General features: G+C 74.6%; 27 protein-coding genes. 11 read left to right on the top strand and 16 right to left on the bottom strand.

Translation table 11 applies throughout. From position 1 onward, the window contains the following. The first annotated feature begins 93 nt into the window (after positions 1 to 93). On the top strand, positions 94 to 1,698 hold the full coding sequence (lnt, locus tag AB0N76_RS20505; protein WP_363558910.1) for an apolipoprotein N-acyltransferase: 1,605 nt from the start codon (positions 94 to 96) through the stop codon (positions 1,696 to 1,698). A 94-nt stretch (positions 1,699 to 1,792) separates the two neighbouring features. Further along, positions 1,793 to 2,410, top strand: coding sequence for an FxsA family membrane protein (gene fxsA / locus AB0N76_RS20500; RefSeq protein WP_363558909.1), 618 nt, complete (start codon positions 1,793 to 1,795; stop codon positions 2,408 to 2,410). Positions 2,411 to 2,540: 130 nt separating this feature from the next. On the opposite strand, the gene AB0N76_RS20495 is transcribed toward fxsA, so the two are convergent. The 3 genes from AB0N76_RS20495 to AB0N76_RS20485 all read right to left on the bottom strand — a co-directional run bounded on the left by AB0N76_RS20495 (position 2,541) and on the right by AB0N76_RS20485 (position 5,125). Then, complete coding sequence (locus tag AB0N76_RS20495; RefSeq protein ID WP_345286024.1) at positions 2,541 to 2,915, bottom strand: RNA polymerase-binding protein RbpA; 375 nt, start codon at positions 2,913 to 2,915, stop codon at positions 2,541 to 2,543. A 286-nt stretch (positions 2,916 to 3,201) separates the two neighbouring features. Continuing rightward, positions 3,202 to 4,827, bottom strand: a complete 1,626-nt coding sequence (locus AB0N76_RS20490; protein ID WP_363558908.1) for a hypothetical protein — start codon at positions 4,825 to 4,827, stop codon at positions 3,202 to 3,204. Between the two features lie 103 nt (positions 4,828 to 4,930). Further along, entirely contained in the window at positions 4,931 to 5,125 is a 195-nt protein-coding gene (locus tag AB0N76_RS20485) for a hypothetical protein (protein WP_360208039.1), read from the bottom strand. 294 nt (positions 5,126 to 5,419) lie between these two features. Here AB0N76_RS20485 and AB0N76_RS20480 point away from each other — a divergent pair, with 294 nt between their 5' ends. The 3 genes from AB0N76_RS20480 to AB0N76_RS20470 all read left to right on the top strand — a co-directional run bounded on the left by AB0N76_RS20480 (position 5,420) and on the right by AB0N76_RS20470 (position 7,590). Next, entirely contained in the window at positions 5,420 to 5,824 is a 405-nt protein-coding gene (locus AB0N76_RS20480; protein ID WP_363558907.1) for an ankyrin repeat domain-containing protein, read from the top strand. A 24-nt stretch (positions 5,825 to 5,848) separates the two neighbouring features. Continuing rightward, on the top strand, positions 5,849 to 6,436 hold the full coding sequence (locus tag AB0N76_RS20475) for a GNAT family N-acetyltransferase (RefSeq protein WP_363558906.1): 588 nt from the start codon (positions 5,849 to 5,851) through the stop codon (positions 6,434 to 6,436). A gap of 83 nt (positions 6,437 to 6,519) precedes the next feature. Next, positions 6,520 to 7,590 carry a serine hydrolase domain-containing protein gene (locus AB0N76_RS20470; protein ID WP_363558905.1) on the top strand — a complete coding sequence of 357 codons (1,071 nt, stop codon included), beginning with the start codon at positions 6,520 to 6,522 and terminating at the stop codon, positions 7,588 to 7,590. A 58-nt stretch (positions 7,591 to 7,648) separates the two neighbouring features. Here the strand turns inward: AB0N76_RS20470 and AB0N76_RS20465 are convergent, their stop codons facing one another. From AB0N76_RS20465 to AB0N76_RS20445, 5 genes are all read right to left on the bottom strand, one after another. Continuing rightward, positions 7,649 to 8,722 carry a radical SAM protein gene (locus AB0N76_RS20465; RefSeq protein ID WP_363558904.1) on the bottom strand — a complete coding sequence of 358 codons (1,074 nt, stop codon included), beginning with the start codon at positions 8,720 to 8,722 and terminating at the stop codon, positions 7,649 to 7,651. Beyond that, on the bottom strand, positions 8,719 to 8,922 hold the full coding sequence (locus AB0N76_RS20460) for a hypothetical protein (RefSeq protein ID WP_363558903.1): 204 nt from the start codon (positions 8,920 to 8,922) through the stop codon (positions 8,719 to 8,721). Before AB0N76_RS20460 ends, AB0N76_RS20465 begins: the two co-directional genes overlap by 4 nt. Positions 8,923 to 9,051: 129 nt before the next feature. Then, on the bottom strand, positions 9,052 to 9,732 hold the full coding sequence (locus AB0N76_RS20455; protein WP_363558902.1) for a vitamin K epoxide reductase family protein: 681 nt from the start codon (positions 9,730 to 9,732) through the stop codon (positions 9,052 to 9,054). Between the two features lie 67 nt (positions 9,733 to 9,799). Beyond that, on the bottom strand, positions 9,800 to 10,624 hold the full coding sequence (locus tag AB0N76_RS20450; protein WP_363558901.1) for a thioredoxin domain-containing protein: 825 nt from the start codon (positions 10,622 to 10,624) through the stop codon (positions 9,800 to 9,802). Positions 10,625 to 10,823: 199 nt separating this feature from the next. After that, positions 10,824 to 11,501 (bottom strand): hypothetical protein, encoded by a 678-nt coding sequence (locus tag AB0N76_RS20445; RefSeq protein ID WP_363558900.1) that lies wholly within the window; start codon positions 11,499 to 11,501, stop codon positions 10,824 to 10,826. 195 nt (positions 11,502 to 11,696) lie between these two features. Between AB0N76_RS20445 and AB0N76_RS20440 the strand changes: the two genes are divergently transcribed. Both AB0N76_RS20440 and AB0N76_RS20435 read left to right on the top strand, forming a co-directional pair. Next, complete coding sequence (locus tag AB0N76_RS20440; RefSeq protein ID WP_363558899.1) at positions 11,697 to 12,011, top strand: hypothetical protein; 315 nt, start codon at positions 11,697 to 11,699, stop codon at positions 12,009 to 12,011. Positions 12,012 to 12,574: 563 nt separating this feature from the next. After that, complete coding sequence (locus AB0N76_RS20435) at positions 12,575 to 13,468, top strand: CHAD domain-containing protein (protein ID WP_363558898.1); 894 nt, start codon at positions 12,575 to 12,577, stop codon at positions 13,466 to 13,468. Here AB0N76_RS20435 and AB0N76_RS20430 read toward each other — a convergent pair. Further along, positions 13,461 to 14,300: a uracil-DNA glycosylase gene (locus AB0N76_RS20430; protein WP_363558897.1), complete on the bottom strand. Its 840-nt coding sequence runs from the start codon at positions 14,298 to 14,300 to the stop codon at positions 13,461 to 13,463. The two genes, AB0N76_RS20435 and AB0N76_RS20430, sit on opposite strands and share 8 nt — an antisense overlap. A 219-nt stretch (positions 14,301 to 14,519) precedes the next feature. On the opposite strand from AB0N76_RS20430, the gene AB0N76_RS20425 reads away from it, so the two are divergent. Together AB0N76_RS20425 and AB0N76_RS20420 are read left to right on the top strand one after the other, a co-directional pair. Beyond that, entirely contained in the window at positions 14,520 to 15,488 is a 969-nt protein-coding gene (locus AB0N76_RS20425) for a slipin family protein (protein ID WP_363558896.1), read from the top strand. Between the two features lie 76 nt (positions 15,489 to 15,564). Continuing rightward, positions 15,565 to 16,032, top strand: a complete 468-nt coding sequence (locus AB0N76_RS20420) for a CBS domain-containing protein (RefSeq protein ID WP_363558895.1) — start codon at positions 15,565 to 15,567, stop codon at positions 16,030 to 16,032. Positions 16,033 to 16,062: 30 nt separating this feature from the next. Here AB0N76_RS20420 and AB0N76_RS20415 read toward each other — a convergent pair whose 3' ends face one another. Continuing rightward, the gene (locus AB0N76_RS20415; protein WP_363558894.1) at positions 16,063 to 16,473 is read right to left on the bottom strand and encodes a PaaI family thioesterase; all 411 of its coding nucleotides are present in this window, start codon (positions 16,471 to 16,473) and stop codon (positions 16,063 to 16,065) included. Between the two features lie 31 nt (positions 16,474 to 16,504). Beyond that, the gene (locus AB0N76_RS20410) at positions 16,505 to 19,486 is read right to left on the bottom strand and encodes an FAD-binding and (Fe-S)-binding domain-containing protein (protein ID WP_363558893.1); all 2,982 of its coding nucleotides are present in this window, start codon (positions 19,484 to 19,486) and stop codon (positions 16,505 to 16,507) included. A gap of 122 nt (positions 19,487 to 19,608) precedes the next feature. On the opposite strand from AB0N76_RS20410, the gene AB0N76_RS20405 reads away from it, so the two are divergent. Next, positions 19,609 to 20,223: a hypothetical protein gene (locus AB0N76_RS20405; RefSeq protein ID WP_363558892.1), complete on the top strand. Its 615-nt coding sequence runs from the start codon at positions 19,609 to 19,611 to the stop codon at positions 20,221 to 20,223. Between the two features lie 44 nt (positions 20,224 to 20,267). After that, positions 20,268 to 20,933: a hypothetical protein gene (locus AB0N76_RS20400; RefSeq protein ID WP_363558891.1), complete on the top strand. Its 666-nt coding sequence runs from the start codon at positions 20,268 to 20,270 to the stop codon at positions 20,931 to 20,933. A gap of 30 nt (positions 20,934 to 20,963) precedes the next feature. On the opposite strand, the gene AB0N76_RS20395 is transcribed toward AB0N76_RS20400, so the two are convergent. The 5 genes from AB0N76_RS20395 to AB0N76_RS20375 all read right to left on the bottom strand — a co-directional run bounded on the left by AB0N76_RS20395 (position 20,964) and on the right by AB0N76_RS20375 (position 26,620). Continuing rightward, positions 20,964 to 21,983: a glycosyltransferase family 2 protein gene (locus AB0N76_RS20395; RefSeq protein ID WP_363558890.1), complete on the bottom strand. Its 1,020-nt coding sequence runs from the start codon at positions 21,981 to 21,983 to the stop codon at positions 20,964 to 20,966. 70 nt (positions 21,984 to 22,053) lie between these two features. Then, complete coding sequence (locus tag AB0N76_RS20390) at positions 22,054 to 22,644, bottom strand: GNAT family N-acetyltransferase (protein ID WP_363558889.1); 591 nt, start codon at positions 22,642 to 22,644, stop codon at positions 22,054 to 22,056. A gap of 144 nt (positions 22,645 to 22,788) precedes the next feature. Next, complete coding sequence (locus AB0N76_RS20385; protein WP_363558888.1) at positions 22,789 to 23,460, bottom strand: transglycosylase SLT domain-containing protein; 672 nt, start codon at positions 23,458 to 23,460, stop codon at positions 22,789 to 22,791. A gap of 577 nt (positions 23,461 to 24,037) precedes the next feature. Then, a complete protein-coding gene (locus AB0N76_RS20380; RefSeq protein WP_363558887.1) occupies positions 24,038 to 24,976 on the bottom strand; it encodes an EI24 domain-containing protein in 939 nt (312 codons plus the stop codon). A 189-nt stretch (positions 24,977 to 25,165) separates the two neighbouring features. Continuing rightward, complete coding sequence (locus tag AB0N76_RS20375) at positions 25,166 to 26,620, bottom strand: amino acid permease (RefSeq protein WP_363558886.1); 1,455 nt, start codon at positions 26,618 to 26,620, stop codon at positions 25,166 to 25,168. Between the last annotated feature and the right edge of the window lie 17 nt (positions 26,621 to 26,637).

Raw genomic sequence — 26,637 nt, 5'->3', positions numbered from 1 at the left:
TGTCCGGACGGGGTACCTTCTTCGGACAGCGTCCGAACAGCCGTCCAGCTACCCCCGCGAGACGGCGTCGAGAGAGATGGTGCGACGGTGGCCATGCCCGTCACCCAGGAGCGGTCCGGGACCGCGCCCCAGACCCCCGACGAGGCAGCGGGCCCGGGCCGGACCGCCCGGGCCCTCGCCAGGGTCCGGGCCGGTCTGCCGCGCACCGGGCTGGCCGCCCTCGCCGGACTGCTGCTCGCCCTGGCCTTCCCGCCCTTCGACCTGTGGCCGCTCTCGCTGCTCGGCGTCGCCGCGCTGTCGCTGCTCACCCGCGGCCGCACCGTCCGGCAGGGCGCCTGGACCGGCTTCGCCTTCGGCCTGCCGTTCTTCCTGATGCTGCTCAGCTGGCTGCGGGTGATCGGCTGGGACGCCACGATCGGCCTGTCGATCGTCGAGGCGCTCTTCCTGGCCGCCCTCGGCGCCGGCCTCGCCCTCACCTCCCGGCTGCCCGGCTGGCCGCTCTGGGGCGCCTGCCTGTGGATCACCCAGGAGTGGGCCCGCGACCGGCTGCCGCTCGGCGGCTTCCCCTGGGGCCGGCTCGCCTTCGCCAACACCGCCACCCCGTACACCCCGCTGGCCGCGCTCGGCGGCGCCCCGCTGGTGACCTTCGCCGTCGCGCTCTCCGGCACCCTGCTGGCCTGGGCCGCCGTCCGGGCCACCGGCCGCGGCGCCGCCCGCCGCCCGGCGCAGGCCGCCGCGGCCGGGCTCGGCGCGGTCGCCGCGCTGCTCGCCGGCTACCTGGTGCCGGTGCCGACCGCGCCCGCCGACACCGTCAAGGTCGCGATCATCCAGGGCAACGTGCCCAACCCCGGCATGGACTTCCTCGGCCGCCCGATGATGGTCCTCAACAACCACGCCGCCGCCACCGAGAAGCTCGCCGCCGACATCAAGGCCGGCCGGGCCGAGAAGCCGGACATCGTGATCTGGCCGGAGAACTCCTCCGACCTCGACCCGTTCAGCGACCCGCTCGCCTTCCAGCGGATCGACCAGGCGGTCCGGACGATCGGCGTGCCCACCCTGGTCGGCACCCTGGTCGACGGCCCGGACGAGCAGCACGTCCAGAACGAGGGCATCGTCTGGGACCCGAAGACCGGTCCCGGCGCCTCCTACACCAAGCAGCACCCGGTGCCGTTCGGCGAGTACGTGCCCTTCCGCGACCAGCTGTCCAAGGTGATCACCCGGCTCCAGCGGGTCGCCCGCGACTTCTACCCCGGCGACCACAACGGCGTCATGCAGCTCGGCCCGGCCCGGATCGGGGACGTCATCTGCTTCGAGGTCGCCTACGACGAGATCGTCCGCGACACCGTCGACCAGGGCGCCCGGATCCTCGTCGTGCAGACCAACAACGCCACCTACGCCAAGACCGGCCAGCCCGAGCAGCAGCTCGCGATGAGCCGGCTGCGCGCCGTCGAGCACGGCCGCGCGGTGCTGATCGCCGCGACCAGCGGCATCAGCGCGGTGATCGCCCCGGACGGTTCGGTGGTGCAGCGCACCGAGGAGCTGACCGCCGCCGAGCTGTCGGCCACCGTCCCGCTGCGCGACGGCACCACCGTCGCCGACCGCCTGGGCGCCGTCCCCGAGTGGACGCTCGCCCTGGCCGGCCTGCTCGCCTGCGCGGGAGCGATCGCCCTCACCGTGCGGCGCCGCCGGGCCGCCTAGGTCGTGTCCCTTGCCAGCGGGTCGCCCCTGTTCGGAACACCGGCCGGGGGCGGATCGTTGGACCAGGTGGTGCCGTAGCCGGCCCGGACCTCCCGTGCGGCGCGCAGAGCACCGCGTGGAGTGGATTCGTACCGTGACCCAGCAAGCTACCCCTGCCCGTCCGGCGCCGCGTTCGAGGCTCCGGCGCGTGTTGCCGTTGCTGATCACCGCCTGGCTGGTGCTGGAGATCTGGCTGCTGGTCCAGGTGGGCTCGTGGCTGGGCGGCCTGACCGTGGTGCTGCTGCTGATCGCCGGCGCGGTGATCGGCGGCTCGCTGATCAAGCGGGCGGGCCTGAAGGCCCTGTCGGCGGCGATCGAGCAGAGCCGGGACCCGCAGTCCCAGCAGCCGCAGACCGGCACCAGCCTCACCGTGCTGGCCGGCCTGCTGCTGATCGTGCCCGGCTTCCTGTCGGACGTCCTGGCGCTGACCCTGCTGTTCCCGCCGACCCGGGCGCTCTGGCGGGCGGCCGGGCGCAAGGTCGCCGACAAGGCGCTGCGCTCCGCCACCCCCGTCGGCGCCGACCCGTTCGCGGACGCGATGCGGCTCCAGGAGCAGCTGCGCATCCACCGCCCGGACGGCAAGGTGATCCAGGGCGAGGTGGTCGAGCCGGGCGCCGGTCCGGCCGGACCGCAGGGCCCGGACACCCGCTACCGCCCGCCGCTGAACGGCTGAGCCCCCCGGCTCGGGCGCCTCGCGCGCCCGGGCCCCACTCGATCCGGCTCGATCCGGGCAACGCGAAAGGGACCCTGGTGACCAGGGTCCCTTTTCGCGTGCCCCCGCCGGGTGGCGGGAGCGGGGTGGGTCAGGCGCTCTTGCGGGTGTCCCGCGGGTGCACCGCGAGGTTCATCCCACCGGAGCGGAGCACGGCCAGCCGCTCGGCCAGCACCTCCTCCAACTCCTCGCGCGTCCGGCGCTCCATCAGCATGTCCCAATGGGTACGCGTCGGCTTGGTCTTCTTCTCCTCCGGCTCGTCACCGTCGAGGAGCATCGCTTCCTGGCCGCAGAAGCGGCATTCCCAAGCAGAGGGAATCTCGGCCTCGACCGAGAAAGGAACCTCGAATCGGTGTCCGTTCTGACATGCGTACTCGACGGTCTGGCGCGGGGCCAGATCGATACCACGGTCGGTCTCGTAGCTAGTGGCCCCGAGTCGCGTGCCGCGGAGAGCTCGCTCGCTCATGAATCGTGCCTCCCGGGCTTATGGCCCACAGGACTAGTGGTCGCTGTTCTTCGTCGTTCGGTCAACGCTCGGCTTCCGACGAAGATTCCCGTCCCGGGACATGCGTCGTCTGTCGTGCCGCCCCTGTTTGTACCCACCAGCGCCCGATTTGTCACATCTGGCCGGTGATATCACCCCAGGTGTCACCTATTTCACATCTGGTGATCGGTCGGCCTTTCCCGGACGAGCGTACCCGGACGGGATTCGACGGCCCGCGCCGCCCCTCCCGAACCCGCTGCCCGCCGGCTCAGGCGAGCGGGCGGAAGCGTAGCGCGCCCGGACCCTTCGCGAGGTCCACCCCGGCGCGCGGGTCGGGGTCGAGCTCCACCGGGACGGCCGGCGGGAGGTCCGGACGCGGCGGGACGGCGGCGGGCGCGGCCGCCTCGGTCCGGGTGTCGCGGTGCGGCAGCAGGGCGATCACCGCGTCCCGCAGCGCGGCCGGCGCCTCCTCGTCGAGCGGGTCGACGGTGGCCGGCACCTGGAGCCGGACCGGGGTGCCGGTGCCGATCCGGGCGTAGCCGCGGCCGGTCGGGGCGAGAGCGGCGGGCACGATGTCCAGCGGCGTGCCGAGCGCGGCGTGGCCCTCCTCCGGGCCGGTCGGGCCGAGCACCACCCGGGCCCGGGTGGTGGCCCGGACGCTCGGGGTGATCCGGTCGCGGGCCTCGATGTCGTCGGCGACGACCACGGTGACCCGGGCGGCCCGGCCGTGCCGCAGCGGCAGCTCCAGCAGGTCCTGCGGGTCCGGCCGGCCTTCGGCGTGGGCCAGCTCGCTCAGCTCGGTCGGGTGGTCGAGCAGCAGCCACAGCGGCCGGGTGACGTCCTCCGGTGGGGCGACGCCGGCGTGCCGGGCGGCGTTCAGCGCGGTGAGCCGGCGCTCGGTCTCCTGGGCGGCCCACTGCAGCGCGGCCAGCGCGCCGTGCAGGCTGGTCTCGACGGTGTGCACGCCGGGCCGGTTCACCAGGCAGGCGTGCTCGCCGGTGCCGGCGCCGTCGACCACCACCAGGTCGGCGAAGGGCAGCGCCTGGAGCGCGATCGAGCGGATCAGGCTGGAGGTGCCGTAGCCGGCGGTGCCCAGCGCCAGCAGGTGCGGCTCGGCCGAGCGCGGCCCGGTGCGCCAGACCACCGGCGGCTGCTGGGTGACGGCGCCGCCCTGCTGCACCGGGATGGTGCGGTTGCTGCCGTCCTCGTCGGTGAAGCCGAGCACGATCTCGCCGGGCGCGGTCACGAAGCGCTGGGCGGCGATGTCGGTGGGCAGCGGCGCCAGGGCGGCGATCCGCAGCTTGTTGGACTCCTCGTCCCAGTCGAAGCGGTACTCCCGGGAGCGGCCGGCCTTGCCCTGGACGACCTGCTCGACCCGGGCCCGGGCGGCCGGCTCGGTGTCGGTGAAGTAGGCCGGGTAGGCCAGCTCCAGCCGGGCGAGCCGGCCCTCGGCGTCGAACTCCCAGCCGCCGAAGACGTTCTTGTAGCTGCCCTCGTGGTGGTAGAGCGGGTTGAGGTCCTCCGGTCCGGCCAGGTACGGGGTGAGCGCCGCGTACAGGGCGGGCAGCTTGACCTCGGCGACGTCCGGCTCGGGCGGGGCGGGCGGGGCCTTGGGGGCCCGGCCGGCCCAGGCGGCGCTGGCCATCAGGGCGATCAGGGCGAACAGCAGGCCGTGCGGCAGCAGGTAGATCCCGAGCAGCATCGCGGCGCCCAGGAAGAGCGTCGGCCCGCGCCGCTCCTTGGGGGTGGCCTGCCAGCGGCCCTTGGCCCAGCCGACGTGGTGGCGCAGCCCGCGGCCGATGACGGTGAGCGGCGCGAACATGTCGGAGGCGTGGTCGCCGGCCGTGCGGGCGAGCTCGCGGCCCTTGCTGAGGTGGTGGCGGTTGAGCGGCATTCCTGGCTCCCGGGCGAGTGGGACGGTCGGGGGTCTGCGGGAACGACGGGGGCCCGGGGCGGTGGGATCCGCGCCCGGGCCCGTGACGGGGGAGGAGCAGGCGCTAGAACCTGAGGCCGCCGAGCAGGCTGGCGAGGCTGGCGCCGCCCGCGGTGATGCTCGGTGCGATCGAGGAACCGGCGATGTAGAAACCGAGCAGGGCGCAGACGATGGCATGGGAGACCTTGAGCCCGTCCCTGCGGAAGAAGAGGAATGCGATGGTGCCGAACAGGACGATGCCGGAAATCGAGAGGATCACGTTCTGCTCCTCGGGGAGGGGGCGGGGACAGTGTCACAGAAAGTGCCATCATCGTGACAAAAAGTAATAGATGATGGAACGGCGCAAATGGGTGGTTTTCCCGGCCGGACCCGGGCCGTGACCCGGACGGCGGTGGGCGAACCGTCCCGCCGACGGCGGTGGGCCGCCTGGATTCGGCGTGCGAGCCATTCCCGTCCGCCGATCGGGAAGTTTCCGGGGGTGCCGGGAAGTTCGCTCGAATGGACGCGCAACCATCCCGTTCGCGTGTCGTGAGACCCAGAGGAAGGCCGACAGATGACCGACACCCCCGACGCCGAGCTGATCGCCCTGGCCGGCGCCCTGTTCGACGCCGCCCGGGCCGGTGACACCGTCACCCTCGCCGGCGCCGTCGACGCCGGCGCCCCGGCCGAGCTCACCAACGACCGCGGCGACACCCTGCTGATGCTCGCCGCCTACCACGGCCACGCCGCCGCCGTCACCGCCCTGCTGGAGCGCGGCGCCGACCCGAACCGGGCCAACGACCGCGGCCAGACCCCGCTGGCCGGCGCCGTCTTCAAGGGCAGCGAGGACGTCATCGACGCCCTGCTCGCCGGCGGCGCCGACCCGGCCGCCGGGACGCCGTCGGCCGTCGACACCGCCCGGATGTTCGGCAAGGACGCGCTGGTCACCCGGTTCGAGGCCCGCCCGACGGCCGGCTGAGCGGGGGCCGTAGGCTTGACGACCATGGAGAGCACCACGACCGGCGGCGGCGTCCGGCAGGACGCCCCGGGCGACCGCACCTCGGAAGACCGCGTCGAGTTCCGGATCACCGGCTTCGGCCACCCCGACGCCCGGCTCCTCACGGCCGAGGTGCAGCAGGAGTACGTCCGCCGCTACGGCGAGGCCGACCTCACCGAGCTGCACCCCGACCACTTCGAGCCGCCGGCCGGCCTCTTCCTGATCGCCTACCTCGACGGCGCGCCGGTCGCCTGCGGCGGCTGGCGCGCCAAGCAGGCCGGCCCGTTCGGGCTGCGCGACGGCGACGCCGAGCTGAAGCGGATGTTCGTCCGCCCCGAGGCGCGCGGCCGCGGCCTGGCCCGCGCGGTGCTGCGCCGCCTGGAGCGGACCGCCGCCGAGGCCGGCCGCACCCGGTTCATCCTGGAGACCGGCACCGAGCAGCCCGAGGCGATCGCGCTGTACGCCTCCGAGGGCTACTCGGCGGTCGAGAAGTTCGGCCTCTACCGCGAGCACGAGCAGAGCATCTGCCTCGGCAAGGAGTTCGGCGGCGCCGAGTTCGGCGGCGCTGAGTTCGGCGGCGCGTCCGCCGTCTGACCGCCGCCCCGCCGGGTAGGCTCCCCGGGGGTTCGACGGGGAGCGCCGGCGGGGTCGTCGGCGGACGGACGGGGGCAGGGTTCATGACCGGACCGACGCGGGTCGCCCCGCTGCCCGAACTCGCCGCCCCCGGCGGGCCCCTGGAACGGCTGGTGGCCACCGGCCTGCGCACCGTGGGGACCGGCGGCGTCTGGTCGGTCGGCGACGCGGGCGGCGTCCGCGGCCGGGGCCGGACCGGGGTGCTCGGCCGAGGCGCCCACGCCGCGCGGGAGGCCGACCACGACACGGTCTTCGACCTGGCCAGCGTCACCAAGGTCATCGCGCTCTGGCCGTGCGTCGGCGTGCTCCGGCGGGACGGCCGGCTGCCGCTCGACCGGCCGCTCGGCGCGTACTGGCCGCCCGCCGCCGGACACCCGGTCGGCGCCGTCACGGCCCGTCAACTCCTCACCCACACCGCCGGCCTGCCGCTGCGCACCCGGTTCGCCGAGCTCTACGGCCGCGACCCGGCGGCGATCCGGGCCGGACTGCTCGCCGCCCCGCTGCACCGCCCGCCCGGCAGCGCGGTCGAGTACACCGACCGGGCCGCCGTCCTGCTCGGCCTCCTGGTCGAGTCGCTGGCCGGCGCGCCGCTCGACGAACTCGCCGCCCGGCAGACCTGGCGGCCGCTCGGCATGACCGACACCCGCTACGGGCCGCTCGGCCCGGAACTCGCCGACCGCACCGCCCCCACCGAGTACGAGGAGGGCCTCGGCGTCATACTCCGCGGCGTCGTGCACGACCCGTCCGCCCGGCTGCTCGGCGGGGTCTCCGGCAACGCCGGCGCCTTCTCCACCGCCCACGACCTGGAACGCTTCCTCACCGCGCTGCTCGCCCCGCCGCCCGGAGCGCCCTGGGACGACCCCTGGCTCACCGAGTCGCTGCGGGAGCAGACCGGCGGGCTGGAGCCGGCCCGTGGCCTCTCCTGGCTCTGCGCCGCCGGCACCGACCCGGCCGAGGGCACCTTCGTCCACTACGGCTTCACCGGGACGGGCGTCTGGGTCTCCCGCCGGCAGGGCCGCTGGGCGCTGCTGCTCACCAACAAGGTCCACTACGACCGGGACTTCCAACCGCTCACCGACCTGCGCAACGCCTTCCGCCGGGCCGTCTTCGGCTGACGGCCCGGCGGGAGGGGCGGGGGAGCGGCGGTGGGAGGGCGGCGGGAGCGGCGGTGGCTCAGCCCGCGGGCGCCGGCACCGGCGGGCGGGCGGCGATCTGCAGCAGCGGCAGCGCGGCGGCCTGCGTACGCCCCGGCGCCCGGGTGCTGGTGAACGCCGAGTACGGGCAGCCGTTCAGCTCCGGATCGCGCTCCGCCCAGCCCTGGAGCCAGGGCCGCAGCTTCGGGTTGTCGACCTCCAGCGAACCGTCCGGCCGCAGCCGGCCGATGTCGTTGGCCGCGTCCGACAGCGCCACCGTGCACTTGCCGAGCCGGCCGTCCGCGCGCACCAGCAGCGAGTTCGCCTTGGCGGCGTAGCAGACCTGCTCGGCGGTGAACAGCCGCTCCGGGCCACCGCCTTCGGTCAGCAGCGCCCGCAGCTCGTCGATCTGCCGCTCGTCGCGGCCGATGACCTCCATCGTCGCGTCGTTGGGCCCGCCGAGCCGCACCACCCGCTTCAGGAAGACCCGGAACCGGGGGTCGTCGAGGAAGGTGTCCCGGACCCGGGTCAGGAACCCGGGCATCGCCGGCAGGTTCTCCGGGGTGAGGTGCACCCGCAGCATCATCCGCAGGTCCGCCGAGCCCTCGCGGATCTCGACCAGGTTGCGCCAGATCTGCTCGAAGGTGCCCCGGCCGTCGGCCCGCACCCGGGTCCGGTCGTGGAAGGCGTCCGGGCCGTCCAGCGACACCTGGTAGGACCGGACGCCCAGGCCGGAGAGGCGCTCGGCGGTCCGGCCGTCCAGCAGATAGCCGTTGGTCGTCATGTCGCTGCCGTAGGCGAGCTCCGGGTGGCGCCGCTGCGCTTGCCGGACGTGCTCGGCCACCTCCTCGACGATCGCGCGGGCCAGCATCGGCTCCCCGCCGAACCACGACACCTGGAGGTGCCGCAGTCCGGCGGCGCGCCGGTCGATGAGGTTCTTCACGCCGGCGACGACCTCGGGGGCCATCCGTCCGATCTCGAAGTCCTCGTAGCAGTACGTGCAGCGGAAGTTGCACTGCTCGGTCGGCAGCAGGATGAGCTGGAGCCGGTCGGGCCGGACGGAGTCGGCGAACTCCTGGTCGAACGGCGACGGCTCGGCGGTGGTCGCGGTCACTTCGGCTTGCCGCAGCCGGCCGCGCAGTTGCCGCCGGCGCAGTTGTTGACGGTCCCGGAGGTGTGCGTCGGGTTCGGTGTGAAGGCCAGGATGCTCGCGACCGACTGGGCGAGCTCCGGGTTCGCGATGCTGACCTTGCCCTCTTCGTCCAGGGCGAGATCGTCACTGCTGATGTTGAACGTGGGGCCTTGCGTGCCCATGGTCCTCAACTCCTCGGGAGGTCCGGCCACCGCCGGGGACGGCCGTGGCCGCCTTCATCCTCCGAGCCGCGGCGCCCGCCCGCGCGGGGTGTTGGCCCGCGCGAGTGGCGTCCGGTGACCGCGCGGGGGTCAGAGCAGCGTCGACCAGTAGGACCAGAACCGGTTGAGGATCAGCAGGGCGATGACCGCCGCCCAGAGCACCGGCAGCGCCCAGTGGTAGCGCGCCGCCTCCCGCACCACCACGGCGGCCCGCGGCCCGACCGGGATCACCCCGGAGCGCAGGTTGTGCAGCGTCGTGTACCAGAACAGCGGGACCACCGTCGCCCACACCACCATGCAGTACGGGCAGAGCGCGCCGATCTCGTACAGCGCCTGGTCGATCAGCCAGTGCGTGAAGCCGACCCCGAACACCGTCCCGACCTGGAGGCCGAGCCAGAACCAGCGCCGGTACGCGGCCCCGGCCAGCAGCCCGGCGCCGATCGCGGCGAGCGCGCCGAACGCGGCCAGGCCGAGCAGCGGGTTCGGGAAGCCGAACACCTCCGCCTGCTCGGTGCGCATCACCGAACCGCAGCTGATCACCGGGTTGATGTTGCAGCTGGGGATGTAGGAGGGGTCCTCCAGGATGCGGAGCTTGTCGAAGGTCAGGACGGCCGAGGCGGCCAGCCCGATCAGTCCGGCGAGGAAGAGGAACCAGGAGTACACCCGGCCCGCGCCGATCAGTACCGGGCCCGGGGCGGCCGGGTCGGGGCTGGTGGAACGGGAGGAACCGGCGGAGCTTGCGGAGCTGGGCAGAGCGGTCGGTGCGGTCATGACAGAGCACTCCGGTGGCTGAGGAAGGGGGCCGGCCCGGCCGGGAGATCGGCCGGGCCGGTGGTGCTCACTGCAAGCCCGCGGCCTGCTTCACCTGCGCGGTGAACTGCTCCGGCGTGACCGCCTTGTTCCCGCTGAACAGCGTGATCGTCTTGCCGTCCAGCTTCACGGTCGGGGTGCCCGTCACGCCGCTGTCGTTGAAGGCGTCCGCCACCTTCTTCGCCCACGGCGCGTACGTCCGGTCGGTGACCGCCTTCACGAAGGCGTCGGTCTTCAGCCCCGGCACCTTGTCGGCCAGCGAGAGCAGCTGGTTGACGTCGCCGAAGCCGTCCTCGCGCTCGTCCGGCTGGTTGGCGTACAGCACGTCGTGGTAGGCCTTGAACTTGTCGAGGCCCTCGTTGGCGGCGGCGCCGATCGCGGCCAGCGCGGTCCGCGAGCCCTTGCCGCCGAGGTTCTTGTCCAGGAACGCGGCCAGGTGGTACTCGACCTTGACCGTGCCCTCGTCCACCAGCTTTTTGACGGTGTCGCCGTTGGTGGTCTCGAAGGTCCTGCAGACCGGGCAGCGGAAGTCCTCGAACACCTGGAGGGTGTGCGGGGCGTCCGCCTTGCCGTAGGTGATCACCGTGCCGTCCGGGCCGGAGGTGTTGGCCGGGACGACCATCGCGGTCGGCTCGACGGCCTCGGTGGACGAGGACTTGTCGTTGCCGGCCGTGTTGATCGCCAGCGCGGTGCCGCCCGCCAGGGCGAGCACGGCGACGATCGAGACACCGACGACGATCCGCTGCCGGCGCTTGGCGGCCTGCTTCTCCTGGCGCTGGGCCTCCTGGATGCGCTCGCGGGCGCTGATCTTCTGGGCCTGCTTGCGGGAGGGCTTCTGGTTGGGGTGAGCCATGCTCGGTCAACTCCGTGGTGGGGGCGCGCCGCGGGGCGCGCGGGGGTTGCCACTCCTCGGCCCGGCGCGGGCGCGCGACAGCGCTGCCGGCGGGCCGGAGGGGGCGGGGATTCGGAACGGCGGAGTCGTGCGCCGCCCGCGCGAGGACCCGGGAGGTCTCCTGAGAGGCCGTCCTCGTGAGAGGCGGTCGGGGGTCTCGTCAGCAGGCAGGCGCGAACACGGGCGGGCCGCGGCGGGGCGCCGGGCTCAGCACCACGTCCTCGCGGCGCGGCCGGCGGCGGTCCGAGACCGGCAGCGGCATCCGCAGCACCGGGCGGGCCGGCGCCGGGACCAGCAGCAGGACCAGCGCCCGCAGCGGGGCCGCGACCGCCTGGCGCAGCGCGCGAAGCGCCCGCAGCAGGCCCGACAGCGCGGCGTCGCCGAGCCGCAGCCAGGCGGCGGCGGCCAGCGCGATCACCAGGTGCACCAGCAGGAGCAGCAACTGGGTGGCGGCGGGCGCCAGTCGCCCGGAGTGCCCCAGCTGGCCGTAGAGCAACGACGAGCCGTCCACCGAACCGCCGCCACAGACCAGGAGGTTCACGCCGCGGGCGGGGAGGTCGCCGCCGAGGACCGGTCCACAGGTGGACTGGCCCAGGTTGAACGTCGTGTTGAGCAGCAGCTCGACCGGAACCATCACGGCCGCGATGTGCACCAGCCGCCGCTCCGCACCGGACAGCGCGGAGGCGACCAGGAAGACGACCACGGTCGCCACCGCCACCAGCGTGAACGGCAGCGGACGACCCGTGATGACCACCTGGCCCAGCGCGGACAACGGCACGGCGAGCGCGGTGAACACCGCGGCCCGCAGGGCCCTCGTCGCGTGGGTGGAAGTCGTCACGCTCCGGAGTATGTCATGACGCTTATGCCGGGCACGAGGGTGCGTCGGGGGTTGTGGCGGGATCGGGACGGCGTTTGTCCCGCGGTGGTCGTTCGTTCGCCTCGGGGGCGGCTTCGGCGGTGCCGAACAAACCTGTGGTGCAAGGTCGTTCGATCCGCTATACACGAGGAGACAAGCGGCTGGAGGGAGGCAGGCATGAGCTCGATACCGGAACCGGTCATGGGCTGGCGCCAACGCCTGCGCCGGCTGCTGCCGCTCGCTCCGGAGGAGCCGGCGGCCGGGGCGGCCGGGGTGGCCGAGGAGCTTGTGGAGATCCAGGAGGCCGTCGAGGTCGCCGAGGCCGAAGCCGAAGCCGAACCCCGGCAGCAGGCCGTCGAGAGGACAGCCGCCGGTGACGCCCGCGGGTTCGTGATCGCGCAGGAGCACCGGCTGCCCAGCATCGGCGTGCCCGTGTACTCCTCCGACCCGGGGTTCCGGCCCCGCTGGACCCCGCAGCCGACCGCGAGCTGATCGCGCCGGGCGGTGGCACCCCCATCGCCCGGCCGACCGCCGTCGGTGGCGGCCGGAGAGTCGGGTCGCCCGAGTTGGGCCCGTCTACCTCGTTGAGCCGGTCTCGCGGGCCCGGCAGCCATTCGAGAGCTGATCGCGCCGGGCGGTGGGGCACTCCGCCTCACCGCCCGGCCGGCCGCTGTCGGTGGCGGCGCAGGGCTGGGTTGCCCGGGGTGGGCCCGTGTGCCTCGTTGAGCCGGTCTCGCGGGCCCGGCAGCCGACTGAGAGTTGATCGTGCCGGGCGGTGGGGCACCACACCCCACCGCCCGGCCGACCGCCGTCGGTGGCGTGGAACCGGATCCCCACCCCCGGCGGGGTCGTGTACCGCGCTGACCCGGCCTTCCGGCCCGACCGGGCCTCGCAGCCGACCGCGAGTCGATTGCGCCGGGCGGTGAGGCGCTCCGCCGCGACGGCCGTCGGTGGCCTGAAGGCGCTCTGCCGGGGGCGGGGTCGCCGGATTAGCCTGGGAGGCGTGTCCGGAGGTCATGACCCTCCGGGAGGCCCCCAGGAAGGGGTGAGGGCGGATGGCCGGACGTACGGTCACCGTGGGTGAGGTGGTGCTCGGGCGGGTCCGGGCGCAGGCCGAGGTGCTGGCCGGGTTGGACGCCGCCGTGCGGGCCGACGAGCCGGACGCGGTGCACCGGATGCGGGTCGCCTGTCGTCGGCTGCGCAGCGCCTTCCGCACGTACCGGCGGCTGCTCGCACCGGCGGCCACCGATGAGCTGGTCGCCGAACTCCGCTGGCTGGCGGCGGCGTTGGGACGGGCCCGGGACCGGGAGGTGCTGCGCGAACGGCTGGCGGCGCGGGCCCGGGAGCTGCCGGCGGAGTGCGGGCCGGAGCGGGTCGCGGCGGAGCTGGAGCGCTGGGGGCGGACCGAGTACCGGCGGGTGTGGCCGGAGGTGGTCGCCGCCGTGGACAGTCCGCGCCGGAAGGCCTTGGCCGACGGGCTGGCGGCGCTGCTGGCGGACCCGCCGCTGCGCGGCCGGGCGGGCCGGGCGGCCGGTCCGGAGCTGGCCCGGGTGGCCGCCCGGGAGCAGCGGCGGACGGCGGAGCGGGTGCGGGCGGCACTGGCGGACGACGAGGGGGAGGGCCGGGCCGAGGCCCGGGATCAAGCGCTGCACGAGGCGCGGAAGGCCGCCAAGCGGGCCCGGTACGCGGGGGAGACGGCGGTGCCGGTGGCCGGTCGGGCCGCGGAGCGCTACGTCGAGCGGATGAAGGCCGTCCAAGAGGTGCTGGGCGAACACCAGGACGCGGTGGTGGCGGCGACCGCGCTGCGCGACCAGGCGGGCGCCTCGGCCGAGCCGTTCGGTTACGGCGTGCTGTACGGGCAGGAACTGGCGGCGGCGGAACGGGCCCGGCTGGCCCTGCCGGAGGTGTGGGCCCGGGCGGCCCGCGAGGAACTGGCCCGCTTCAGCTGAGCGCCCCCGATGCCCCGGTCGGCGTCCCGGTCCCCTCCTCGCCCGGCTCCTCGGTCGGGTCGAGGCCGGCGGTGCGGGCGGCCGTCCTCAGCAGGTCGCGGAGCATGGCGGTGGTGAGCCGTCCGGTGTTGGTGTTGCGCGGGCTGACGTGGTAGCAGCCGAACAGGTCGAGCGGCGGGCCGCCGTCCCGCGCCGGCAGCGTGACGTGGGCGCCGTGGCCGAACGCCGGTCGGGGCCGGGGGAGGGCCCAGCCGGCGGTGTCGAGCGCCGGCAGCAGGGCCTGCCAGGCGAAGCCGCCGAGGGCCACGACGGCGCGCACGGTGGGGCGGAGCAGTTCGAGCTCGCGGGTGATCCAGGGGCGGCAGGTGTCGCGTTCGGCGGTGCTGGGCTTGTTGTCGGGCGGGGCGCAGCGGACCGGGTCGGTGATCCGGACGCCGCGCAGTTCCAGGCCGTCGCCGTGTCGGACGGACTCGGCGCGGTTGGCCAGGCCGAGGCGGTGGAGCGCGGCGTAGAGGAGGTCGCCGGAGGGGTCGCCGGTGAAGATCCGGCCGGTCCGGTTGGCGCCGTGCGCGGCGGGGGCGAGGCCGACCAGCAGCAGCGGCGCGTCGGGTGGGCCGAAGCCGGGGATGGGGCGGGCCCAGTAGTCCCAGTCCTGGTAGGCGCGGCGTTTGGTGCGGGCGGTCTCCTCGCGCCAGTCGACCAGGCGGGGGCAGGCGCGGCAGCCGGTGACGACGCGGTCCAGGGTGGCGAGGCCGGTCGCGCGGGCGGCCGCCTCGGCGGGGTGGCGCGGGTGCTCCGGGTCGGTCGCGGGGTCGGCGTCGGGGGACGGCATGGGCCGATCCTAGGGCGGTCCGGGGGCCGGATCGGGTTCGTCCCGGCGGCTGCCGGGCAGGCGTAGCGTGGAATCAGCCGTTCCGGCGGCCGGAACCCGCCGGTGCGCGAAACCGGGCGCATGAAACCAGCGCGCGAACCAGTGCGCGATCCGGCGTGCGAACCCGCCCGTGAACCGGCGTGCGGGTCGGTGCCGCGCGGAGCCCGCGAGGAGGCCGCGATGATCGTCGATGCGGTGCTGGGGGCCATCGGAGGGCTGGCCGCGCTCGGGGCGGCCTGGGCGGCCCTGAGTCTGCGGGTAGTGCAGCAGTTCCAGCGGGGTGTGGTGTTCCGGTTCGGCAAGGTGCGCGAGCAGGTCCGGGAGCCCGGACTGGTGGCGCTGGTGCCGGTGGCGGACCGGCTGCGCAGGGTGAACGTGCAGATCGTGACGCTGCCGATCCCGGCGCAGGAGGGCATCACCCGGGACAACGTGACCGTCCGGGTGGACGCGGTGGTGTACTTCCGGGTGGAGGACCCGGTGAAGGCGATCGTCAACGTGCAGGACTACAACTTCGCGATCTCCCAGGTCGCGCAGACCTCGCTGCGGTCGATCATCGGCAAGAGCGAACTGGACGACCTGCTGGCCAACCGCGAACCGATCAACCAGGGCCTGGAGTTGATGATCGACAGCCCGGCGCTCGGCTGGGGCATCCAGATCGACCGGGTGGAGATCAAGGACGTCGCCCTGCCGGAGTCGATGAAGCGCTCGATGTCCCGGCAGGCGGAGGCCGAGCGGGAGCGGCGGGCGCGGATCATCACGGCGGACGGCGAGTACCAGGCGTCGGCGCGGCTGTCGGAGGCGGCCGCGGTGATGAGCTCGACCCCGGCGGCGCTCCAACTGCGGTTGCTGCAGACGGTGGTGGAGGTGGCGGCGGAGAAGAACTCGACGCTGGTGCTGCCGTTCCCGGTGGAGCTGCTGCGGTTCCTGGACAGCGCGGCCGACGTCCAGCGGCAGGAGCTGAAGCGGCCCGCCCCGGAGCAGGCCGCTCCGGAGCCGGAGTCGGAACCGGAGCCGCCCCAGGTGCGCGGCGTGGAACAGCTCGAACTCCCGCCGCTGGAGGAGCTGTTGGACCACCCGCCGGCGGATCCACCAAGAGACCCGCCGCCGGTCCCGCCGGAGCGCGGCGGACCGGAGGCGGGGCCGGCGTAGCGGGCCCGGTGGCGGGGGTCCCGGGGCCGGACCAGGATGGACGTGTGGGAGTGGCAGCCAGGTCAGGAGGCCGATCATGACCAGTGCGGGCGACATCATGCACCGGGGCGCCGAGTGCGTGCGCGAGCACGAGACGCTCGCCAGCGCGGCCCGGATCATGAAGGAACGCGGCGTCGGGGCGCTGCCCATCTGCGGTGAGCGGCAGAAGCTGCTGGGCATCGTCACCGACCGCGACATCGTGCTCAAGTGCGTCGCCGAGGGCCTGGATCCGGAGACGGTGACGGCGGGCGAGCTGGCCCAGGGCCGGCCGATGACGGTGGAGGCGGACGAGGACGTCGAACAGGTGCTGCGGGTGATGGAGCAGTACCGGGTGCGCCGGCTGCCGGTGATCAACCACCCGGAGCACGAGCTGGTCGGCATGATCAGCGAGGCGGACATCGCCCGCGGCATGCCGCAGGCGCGGCTGGCGGAGTTCGTGACAGCGGTCTGCGCCGAGGACCCGCCGCGCTCGAAGGAGGTGCTGGAGACGCCGCAGGGCGTCTGATCGGTTCGGGCCGGTGGCGCGGCGGCGGGCTCAACCGAGCGCGTAGACGGTGGTCGCGTGGGCGGCCGGCTCCTCCTCGCCCTCGGCGGTGAGGGTGATGTCGAGGAAGGCGATCCGCCGGCCCAGCTTGGTGATCCGGGCGTGGACCAGGACGTCCCGCCCGGTCACCGCGCGCTGGAAGCTGGTGGACTGCTGGACGGTGGTCATCGGCCCGAAGCCGCCCCGGGCCGCCGACACCGCGATCACGCTCGCCGTGTCGGCGGCGGCCATCAGCGCCTGGCCGGAGAGCGCGCCGCCCTCCCGGGCCAGCTGGTCCGACCAGGGCAGCCGGAGCACGGCGTGCCGTTCGCCGGTGTCGGCCACCGACAGGCCGAGCGCCTGCACCCAGGGCGCGAAGTTGTCGGCCAGGATCTTGTCCGCCTCGGCGGTGCTGATCGTCATCCCGCCATTGTGGCGGCCGGACCCCGCCCTGTCAGCCGTCCGCGCGGTCGGCGGAGTGGTCTTCCGAGCGGTCTGCCGCGCGGTCTGCCGCGCGGCCGTCCGGGCCCTGCGCGTGCAGCGCCCGCTGCATCAGCTCCGCCAGGTGCAGCGCCCGGCGGCCCTCGCCGAGTTGGGCGATCTGGGTGCGGCAGCTGAAGCCGTCCGCGAGGATCACGGTGTCCGGCCCGGCGGCCCGGACCTCGGGGAGCAGGACGCGTTCGGCGATCGCCACCGACACCTCGAAGTGCCCGCGCTCGAAGCCGAAGTTGCCCGCCAGGCCGCAGCAGCCCGAGTCCAACACGCGGTTGTCGACGACCATCCGGCGCTCCACCCGGCGGTCCGCCGCGCTGCCGAGGACGGCGTGCTGGTGGCAGTGGGTCTGGGTGACGGCGCTGACCGGGAGGCGCGGCAGCGGCGCGTCCGGCGCGTACTCGTCGATGAACTCGGCGAAGGTGCGGGTCCGTTCGGCCACCGGGCGGCCCTCGGCGCCGAGCAGCCGTGGAACGTCCTCGCGCAGGGTGGCGGTGCAGCTCGGGTCCAGCCCGACGACCGGCGTGCCGGCCGGCAGCCCGGTGGCGGCGAGCGCGGCCAGGCTGCGCCGCATCACCCGTCGGGCGGCGGGGAGTTGGCCGGTGGAGTACCAGGTGAGGCCGCAGCAGACCGGGCCGGCCGGCAGACGCGGGTCGAAGCCCAGGTGCTCCAGCACCTCGACGGCGGCGCGCAGCACCTCCGGCTGGAGGTGGTTGGCGAAGGTGTCCGGCCAGAGCAGGACGGGCCGGGCGCCGGCCGGGGCGGGGTGGGCGGCGCGGTGCCGCCGGTACCAGCGGGTGAACGGCTCCGGCGGCAGGACGGGGAGCACCCGTCGCGGGTCCACCCCGGCGAGCCGCTTGAGCGCGCCGGCGGCCGGTGACCGGGCGATCGTGTTGACCAGGGCGGGGACCAGGCCCGGGGCCAGGCCGCCGGCCAGTTCCGTGCCGCGCAGCCAGAGCGGCAGCCGGCCCAGCGCGTAGTGCGCGGCGGGCCGCGGCCGGTGCCGGTAGTGCTGGTGGAGGAACTCGGTCCGGTAGGTGGCCATGTCGACGTGCACGGGGCAGTCGCTCGCGCAGCCCTTGCAGCCCAGGCAGAGGTCGAGCGCCTCGCGGACCTCGGCCGACCGCCAGCCGTCCGGGATCGCTTCGCCGCGCAGCATCTCGGCGAGCAGCCGGGCCCGGCCGCGGGTGGAGTGCCGTTCCTCGCCGGTGGCCATGTAACTCGGGCACATCACACCGGTGGTGGGGTCGACGCACTTGGCGACGCCGACGCAGCGGTGCACCGCCTTGGCGAGGCTGCCGTCGTCCCGCTCGTACGGCAGGGCGAGCGGCAGCGCGCGCTGCGGGCCGCCGAACCGCAGGTCGGCGTCGAGCGGGCGCGGGTCGACCAGGGCGCCGGGGTTGAGCAGGTTCTCCGGGTCCCAGATCCGCTTGAACTCGCCGAACAGGTCGATGATCTCGGGCGGGTACATCCGCGGCAGCAGCTCGGCCCGGGCCTGCCCGTCGCCGTGCTCGCCGGAGAGCGAACCCCCGTACGAGACCACCAGATCGGCCACCTGCTCCATGAACTCCCGGAAGACCAGCACCCCTTGGGGCTCGGTGAGCGGGAAGTCGATCCGTAGGTGGACGCAGCCCTCGCCGAAGTGCCCGTACGGGACGCCGCGCAGGCCGTTGCGGCGCAGCAGCGCCCGCAGGTCGCGCAGGTAGTCGCCGAGCCGCTCGGGCGGCACGGCCGAGTCCTCCCACCCGGGCCAGGCCTCGCCGCCGTCCGGCCTGCGGGTGACGATCCCGGCGCCCGCCTCCCGGATGCCCCAGAGCTGGCGCTGCTCGGCCGGGTCGGTGACCAGGGCGACGGTCGCGGTGCGCTCGCGCCGTACCGCGTCGGCGAGCCGGCGGGCGGCGTCCAGGGCGGCGGCGGGGGTCGGGCCGCCGGTCTCCAGGAAGAGCCAGCAGGCGCCGTCGGGGAGCCGGTCGAGGGCGGGCGGACGCGGGCCGGCGGCGAGCAGCGCGGCGATCAGGTCGGCGGCCATGCCCTCGACGGTGAGCGGGCCCAGCGGCAGCAGCGCGGGCACGGCGTCGGCGGCGGCCGTCTCGTCCGGGTAGCCGGCCACCACCAGGGCCCGGGCGGGCGGGTCCTCGACCAGCCGGACGGTGGCGCCGAGCAGCAGCGCGCAGCTGCCCTCGGTGCCGGTGAGCGCCCGGGCCAGCTGGTGGCCGCGTTCGGGCAGCAGGGCGTCCAGCGGGTAGCCGGAGGTGCGGCGCGGCAGTTCGGGCATGCCCCGGCGGATGACGGCCAGGTTGCGGTCGGTGAACTCCTGGAGCCGGTGGTGGAGTTGGCCGACCCGGCCGGGGAGCGTGCGGAGGGCGGCGCGTTCGGCGGCGGTGAGCGGGCCGCCGACGGTCAGTTCGGTGCCGTCGGCGAGCAGCAGGTCCAGCGACTCGACGTGGTCGGCGGTCCGGCCCCAGGCCACCGAGTGCGGGCCGCAGGAGTCGTTGCCGATCATGCCGCCCAGGGTGCACCGGCTGTGCGTGGACGGGTCCGGCCCGAACCGCAGCCCGAACGGGCGGGCGGCGCGCTGCAGGTCGTCCAGCACCGTGCCGGGTTCGACCCGCGCGGTGCGGCGCTCCGGGTCGACGTCGAGGACGGCGCCGAGGTGGCGCCGGAAGTCCAGGACCACCGCGCCCGGGCCGATCGCCTGCCCGCCGATGCTGGTGCCGGCCCCGCGCGGCACCACCGGCACGCGGTGGCGGCGGCAGAGCGCGAGCGCGGTGCGCACGTCGTCCAGGTCGGCGGGCTTGACCACGCCGAGCGGCAGGTGGCGGTAGTTGGAGGCGTCGTGGCTGTAGACGGTCCGCTCGGCGGCGCCGAACCGGACCTCGCCGCGCAGCACGGCGGACAGTTCGCGGGCCAGGGCGGTTCCGGGCGGGGTGTCGGGGCGGCTCACGGCGGGGTCCTCCCGGGCGGTGACGGGCGGCGGGGGCGGCTCCGCCGATCATCCCACCGCGCCCGCCGCTGTGCCGTTAAGGGGTGGCGCTCGTGCCCGGCTGTCTGGCACCCTCGCCTGACATGATCATCGACCGCGAAGACCCCGGCCACCGCTTCCGCGCCCACCTGCCGATCGGTGAGACCCTGCCGCTCCCCGCGGACGGCCCGCACTCCTGGCCGATCTTCCCGTACGAGGGCGAGCTGCGGGTCCGGTCCCTGGAGGCCCCCGAACTGCCCGAGCCGCCCCGCGACGGAGCGGCCGGAGCGGCCGACTGCACCCAGTGCGCCCGCCCCGACGACGAGTTCCTCTGGACCGACGAGCACTGGCGGCTGTGCACCTACGACGTGCCCAACGGCCTGCCCGCCGTCCTGCTGCTCCAGCCGCGCGCCCACCACGACCTGCTCGACCTCCCGCCCGCCCGGGCCGCCGAACTCGGCCCGATGCTCCAGCGGGTCGAGGCGGCGATCCTCGCCCTCGGCGGCATCGGCCGGGTCCACGTCAACCGCTGGGGTGACGGCGCCGCCCACCTCCACTTCTGGCTGATCGCCCGCCCCGAGGGCCAGCGCCAGCTGCTCGGCTCCACCCTCTCCCTCTGGATGAACGTCCTCCCGCCCCTCCCCGACGCCCTCCGCACCGAAACCAACCACCGCATCGCCACCACCCTGGCCACCACCGGCGGCACCGCCCACACCTGACCCGCGCCGCCGGAGCTGTCGGAGTGATCTGGTGGAATGCCGCCATGAGCGTCCACGACATCGCCCGCCGGCTGCCGGCCGTCCCCGTCCTGCGTGACCGGTGCCGCGCGCTGGCCACGCTGGAGGCGGTCCTCGCGCCCGACGATCCTTACCGGCGCCACGGCTTCGCCGGCCGGCCGTCGCCGGGGCGGGAGCGGGCGTGGATGGACAACGGCGCCGGCGACTCCTACGGGATCGTCTTCTCGGCGGCGGGCGCGTTCGTCCACGGCTTCGACCACGAGTCGCCGCTGAGCCCGTACGCGGGGGACGGCACGGTCTGGCCGGGGGTGCTCGACGCCGTGCCGGAGGCTTTCCGGGCGTGCGTCGAGGAGCTGTCCGCCGACGGGGACGACGTGCCGGAGGTGACCGTCTGCCTGTGGCGGGAGGCCGGCGACGACCGGTGGCGGACCGGGGAGGTCGAGTTCGACGAGGGGCACGGCGACGATCCGGACGGCGCGGGCCACCTCTTCGGCCTCCTGGTCGAGGGCACGGCGGAGGCCTACCGGGACTGGGCCGAGGACTACCACGGGCGCCCGGTGGACCTCGACGCGGTCCGCCACATCCACGCGCTGCGGCCGCTGACGCCAGGGGTGGTGGCCGCGCTCAACCCCGAGGTGACGCTCGACCGGCTGCGGCCGGCCGTCGAGGCCCTCGGCTACCCGTCGGGGTGACGGGCGGCCGAGGGCGAGCGGTGGTCGGTCTCAGCGGCGGCCGGTGAGGGTGGTGCGGGCGATCTGGGAGAGCTTGGCGACCTCGAAGGCCGGGTAGGCGCCGCCGGCCAGGAGGGAGAACTTGACGCCCTCGCGGCCGCCCGGGCGGCGGTGGCCGGGGGGCTGGAAGCGGCGGTGGTGTTCGGCGGCCCGGTGGAAGAACTGCGGGCGCTCGGCGCGGGTGACGCAGCCCGCCAGGTCGAAGACGAACAGGTAGTGCCGGATCATCCGGGTGAAGAGGGCCTCGCGGACGGCGTCCAGGGCGGGGCCCGCCGTCGCCGAGAGTTCGTCGAGCAGAGCGAAGCTCCGCTCGTACTGGTCGAAGATGTCGAAGCTGCTGCTGCCCGGCGAGCCGGTCGGGTGGACGGTCTCCCGGCGGCGCAGCTGCACGCAGGCGCGCGGCAGCACGGCGATCCGCTCGGCGGTCAGCATCGCCCGGTGGACGGTCGGGACCTCCTCGTACCGGCCGTCGGGGAAGGCCAGGCCCTGCCGCACCCAGTGCTCGCGGCGCAGCAGCCGGTCCCAGATCAGCGCGGGGGCGCCCAGCAGCTCCGGGTGGTCCAGCGGGCCGAAGACCTCAGGGCCGGCCGCGGCCAGCAGCGCCTCGGCGCCGCCCGGCCACTCCCGGCCGGCGTGCTCGCGGGTGTGCCCGAACAGCAGCACGTCCACCGGCCCGGTGCGGTCGAGGTGGTCGGCGAAGGTCCGCAGGGCGTCGCGGGCGAGCAGGTGGTCGGCGTCCAGGAACAGCAGGTACGCGCCCTGGGCCCGGGCCGCGCCCGCGTCGCGGGCGACGCCGACGCCGACGGCCGCGTCCAGGTGCAGCACGGTGACCTGGGGGTGGCGGGCCGCGTACCGCTCGGCGAGCTGGACCGGGGCGTCCGGGGAACGGTCGACGACCACCAGCACCTCGAAGCCGCGGAAGGACTGGGCGAGCAGCGAGTCCAGGCAGTCCGCGAGCTGTTTCTGCTGGTCGTAGGCGGGGATTACGACGCTGATCAGGGGTGAGGGCATGTTGCCGGAGCGTAGGAGCGCCTGCGGACGGTGGCAAAGTCCTGACGGTCCGTAAACCGAGCAATACCCGTCAAATCGTACGGGCGTGCGCCAAACCTTCACCGACTGCTCCGGGCGCGTCCACGTCAGGACCGGTCGCCGGGCCCGCCACGAGGTCGCGGACGTACCAGTCGAGCCGCTCGCCGCTCGGCTCGGTCAGCGGCCCGGCGTAGCGGAAACCGGTCCGCCGGGCGACGGCGGCGGAGGCGAGGTTCTCCGGGTGGACCCGGATCACGCCCTGGGCCGCGCCCTCCTCCGCCGCGTACCGGCAGACCAGCCGGACGGCCCGGGTGACCAGGCCGTGGCCGCGCCAGGCCGGGTAGAGGCCGTAGGCGATGTTGACCTGGCCGGGGGCGAGGCACGGCATCACGAACCGCAGGTCGATGGTGCCGGCCAGGACCGGCTCCGGCCCGGTGCGGATCCCGAAGACCCGCGAGGGCCCGCGGTACGCCCACTGCGCGGTGCACCGCCGGATGTACTCCTCGACGGACGCCCGGGTGCTCGGCTTGCCGGCCAGCCAGCGCACCAACTGCTCGTCCTCGCCCGCGAGGTGGGCGTCGGCGTCACCCGCCCGGAAGGGGGTGAGGGTGACGACGCCGTCCGAGAGCGTCACATGATCCATGCACCCCACTCTCCCGTCCCACCGCCGCCCGGTACCACCGGATTTCCGGCCACACCGGCCACACCGGCCATGCCGACTCCCGCCGTACGCGGCGAGCCCGCAGGCGTGGGCCTGCGGGCTCGGGGCGTGGCGGGGGGTGCCGGTTTAGTACCAGTGGTGGGACTGCCAGAACGCCCAGGCGCCGCACGGGCTGCCGTAGCGGGAGTTCATGTAGTCGAGGCCCCACTTGATCTGGGTGACCGGGTTGGTGCGCCAGTCGGAGCCGGCGGAGGCCATCTTGGAGCCGGGCAGGGCCTGGACCAGGCCGTAGGCGCCGGAGGACGGGTTGGTGGCGGTGACGTTCCAGCTGCTCTCGCGGGACACGATGTTGTTGAAGCACTGGAGCTGGCCGGCCGGGACGATCTGGGCGGCGATCTCGCGCGGGCTGCCGGAGTAGACCGGCTTGCTGTTCAGCGCGGAGCGCTCCTGCGAGCGGGAGGCGGCGGCCTGGGCGTCGGCCTTCGCCTTGGCGTCCGCCTGGGCCTGCGCCTCGGCCTGGGCCTGCGCCTGGGCGGCCGCGGTCGCGTCGGCCTCGGCCTGCGCGGCCACGGCGGCGTCGGCCTGAGCCTGAGCCTGAGCCTGGGCGGCAGCGGCAGCAGCATCGGCCTGCGCCTGCGCCGGGTCCGTCGTGACGTCGGCGACCACCGCGGCGGCGGGGGCCTCGGCGACGGCGGTGCCGCTCTCCGGGATGGCGAGGGCGGCGGTGGCCGCGCTCGCCACCACGAGGGTGGCGATACCGGTGATCAGCGAGTTGCGGCGGGCATGGCTGAGCTGCATGGAGCGGACGATCCTTTTCGGTCGGGGTGCCGTCAGGGCCTCGGTGGCCGTCGGGGCGTGCCGGTTCCCGGGTGGGGTGGTGGCACGGGCGCCGCGCGCCGCACGGGCCTGCTCGGGGAGCGGCCTGCGGGGTGCGAGGGCGGGCGGGGTGCGCGGCGGGGGACCGGTCCGCGCTGCCTGGCGACGGGCCATTCTTGGCAGAGCCCGACACCGGCGGCAAAGCCGCCGGGTACTACGGCCGGTAGTGGCGACGGGGGCCGGAACGGCGAAGCGCCCGGCCACTGCCGGGCGCTTCGTGGTGATTTGTCCGTTTTGATGAAGTGCGGGGCGGATCCGGGCGATCGTCGACGAACGAACGGCCCGAACCGGCCCGCCGCCTGCGTTGTTGCGGCCGGGCGCGGACGCCCCGCCGCTGCCGCGGTCCGCCGGGCGGCCGCTCCCGGGCCCGCGGCGGCGGACCCGCGCGCGACCGTCCACTATCGGCGGCAGTAGATCGGTAAACCCGTGTGTGGGGCCTCACATCCGACCGGGGCAGGGCTCGACGCAGGGTGAGCGCCCGGTCACCGCGAAGGCGGGGTCAGCCGTTCCGGTACGGGTTGTCGGCCACCGGGGTGCTCGCATACGGGTTGTCCGCGGCCGGTCCGGCGGCGTACGGGTTCCCCGGGACGGGCCGCTGCGCCCCGTACTCCGGCAGGTCCGGGACGGCCTCGCCCTCGCCCTCCGCAGGCCCGCCCTCCGCAGGCCCGTCCTCCTCGGACCCGTCCCCGTCCGGCCGCTCCTCGACCGGCACCAGGTCGCGGGCCAGCAGCGTGGCGCCGGCCACCGCGCCCGGCATGGCGAGCACCGTCACCAGCGGGACCAGGAACGCCAGCACCAGCGGCACGCCGAAGCCGAAGGAGAGCCCGAGCCGCCCGCGCAGCAGCCGCAGCCGCTCGCGCTGCGGCACCCCGCGCCGCTGCAGGGCGACCGAGGTCAGCTCCAGGGTGAGGAAGAAGCCGGACACCAGGAAGCCCAGCACCGGCACCACGGTCTGCCCGAGGACCGGGATGAACCCGGCCGCGAACAGCAGCACGCCGAAGCCGCCCGCCCGGACCAGGACGAACAGGCTGTCCCGGGCCGACACCACCAGCTCCCGCCAGAGCGGCACGTCGGACGGGGCCGGCGCGCCGCCCTCGCTCTCGTCGACCTTCTCGCAGAGCTCCTCGTAGAACGGCTGGCCCACCAGCAGCGTGACCGCCGTGAAGGTGAGGACGGAGAGCAGCAGCCCGCCGACGAAGACCAGCGCGGCGAGCGTGCCGCGCAGCAGGCCCTGCCACGGGGAGGACCAGTCGTCGGCGAACGGGGTCGCCCAGTCGGCGAGGTCCCCGGCCCACCCGCCGAGGAAGAACAGCGCCACCACGTAACCGGCCAGGGTGATCAGCGCCGGGATCATCCCGAACGCCCACCAGCGGCCGTGCCGCCCCACCCATTTCTGGCCCTTGGCCAGGTACCCCATCCCCGCTGCAAGATCTCGCATGAGGGGAAAGGGTAGGGGCTGAGGTGTCGGCGGGTCATGTCCGCCCGGTCACGGAACGGAACCGAAGGACGCCGGACGCCGACGACAACGGGCCCGGAACGTGAGAACGGGCCCGGAACGCGAAAGCGCCGGGCCCGGGAGCCTCCGCAACGGCTCCCGGGCCCGGCACCGCGGGCGGTTCGCTCCGGCTCAGGATGCCGGCGCCACCTCCGCGGCCCGCCGCCGACGGCCCACCACGGCCGACGCCGCCAGCACGATCGCCGCGGCGACCAGCGACAGGTACATCTGCTTCCGACCGTCGGCGTCGGTGAACATGTACGCCATCACGAACCCGATCATGCCGATCGCGGCCCAGGTGAGGTACGGGTACAGCCACATCCGGACGGTCAGTCGCTCCGGCATCTCGCGCTCGATGATCCGGCGCATCCGGAGCTGGGAGAAGCAGATCACGAGCCACACGAAGAGCGCCACCGCGCCCGACGAGTTCAGCAGGAAGGAGAAGACGGTGTCGGGCGAGGTGTAGTTGAAGAAGACGGCGACGAAGCCGAACACCACCGAGGACAGGATCGCCACCCGCGGCACGCCGCGCTTGGTCACCGTGGCGAAGGCCTTGGGCGCGTCACCGCGCTGGCCGAGGGAGAAGGCCATCCGGGAGGCGGTGTACATGCCCGAGTTCAGGCAGGAGAGGACGGCGGTCAGCACGATCACGTCCATCACCCGGCCGGCGCCCGGGATGCCCACGTGCTCCAGCACCGCGACGTACGGGCTGCCCTTGACGGCGGCCGAGTCCCACGGGAGCAGGGTCACGACGAGCAGGATCGAGCCGAGGTAGAAGACCCCGATCCGCCAGATCACGCTGTTGGTCGCCTTGCTGACCGCCTTCTCCGGGTCCTCCGACTCGCCGGCGGCCAGGGTGACGATCTCGCTGCCCATGAAGGCGAAGACGACGGTGAGCATGCCCGTGAAGACCGCCCCCACGCCGTGCGGCAGGAAGCCGCCGTGGCCGGTCAGGTTGGTGGCGCCGACCGCGTGGGTGCCGGGCAGCACGCCGAACACGGCGAGCGTGCCGACCACCAGGAAGGCGGCGATCGCCACCACCTTGATGCCCGCGAACCAGAACTCGAACTCGCCGTAGGAGGCGACCGAGCCCAGGTTGGTCGCGGTCAGCACGGCCATCACGATCAGTGCGAACGCCCACTGGGGCACGCCCGGCATCCAGTTGTTGAGGATCTTGGCGCCGGCGGTGGCCTCGACGGCCAGCACCACGACCCAGAAGAACCAGTACAGCCAGCCGATGCTGAACCCGGCCCAGCGGCCCAGGGCCCGGTCGGCGTACGCGGAGAAGGAGCCGCTCTGCGGGTCGGCCGCGGCCATCTCGCCGAGCATCCGCATGACCAGCACGACCAGCACACCGGCCAGCGCGTACGAGAGCAGGATGCCGGGGCCGGTGGCGGCGATGCCCGCGCCGGAGCCGACGAACAGGCCCGCGCCGATCACACCGCCGATGGCGATCATCGACAGGTGGCGGTTCTTGAGCCCGGCCTTGAGGTGGCCGTCGCCACCGTGGCCATGCCCGAGGGAGTGGTTGCTCGCGGACGTGCCGGCCTGCGGCGGTACGACCGTGGTGGTGGGTTCCGCACTCATATCGAGGGTGCCCTTTG

This window comes from Kitasatospora sp. NPDC093806 (genome assembly GCF_040683335.1).
Classification (GTDB): domain Bacteria; phylum Actinomycetota; class Actinomycetes; order Streptomycetales; family Streptomycetaceae; genus Kitasatospora.
The sequence above is the reverse complement of the archived record's forward strand: the minus strand, read 5'-3'. Positions and strand labels throughout refer to the sequence as shown.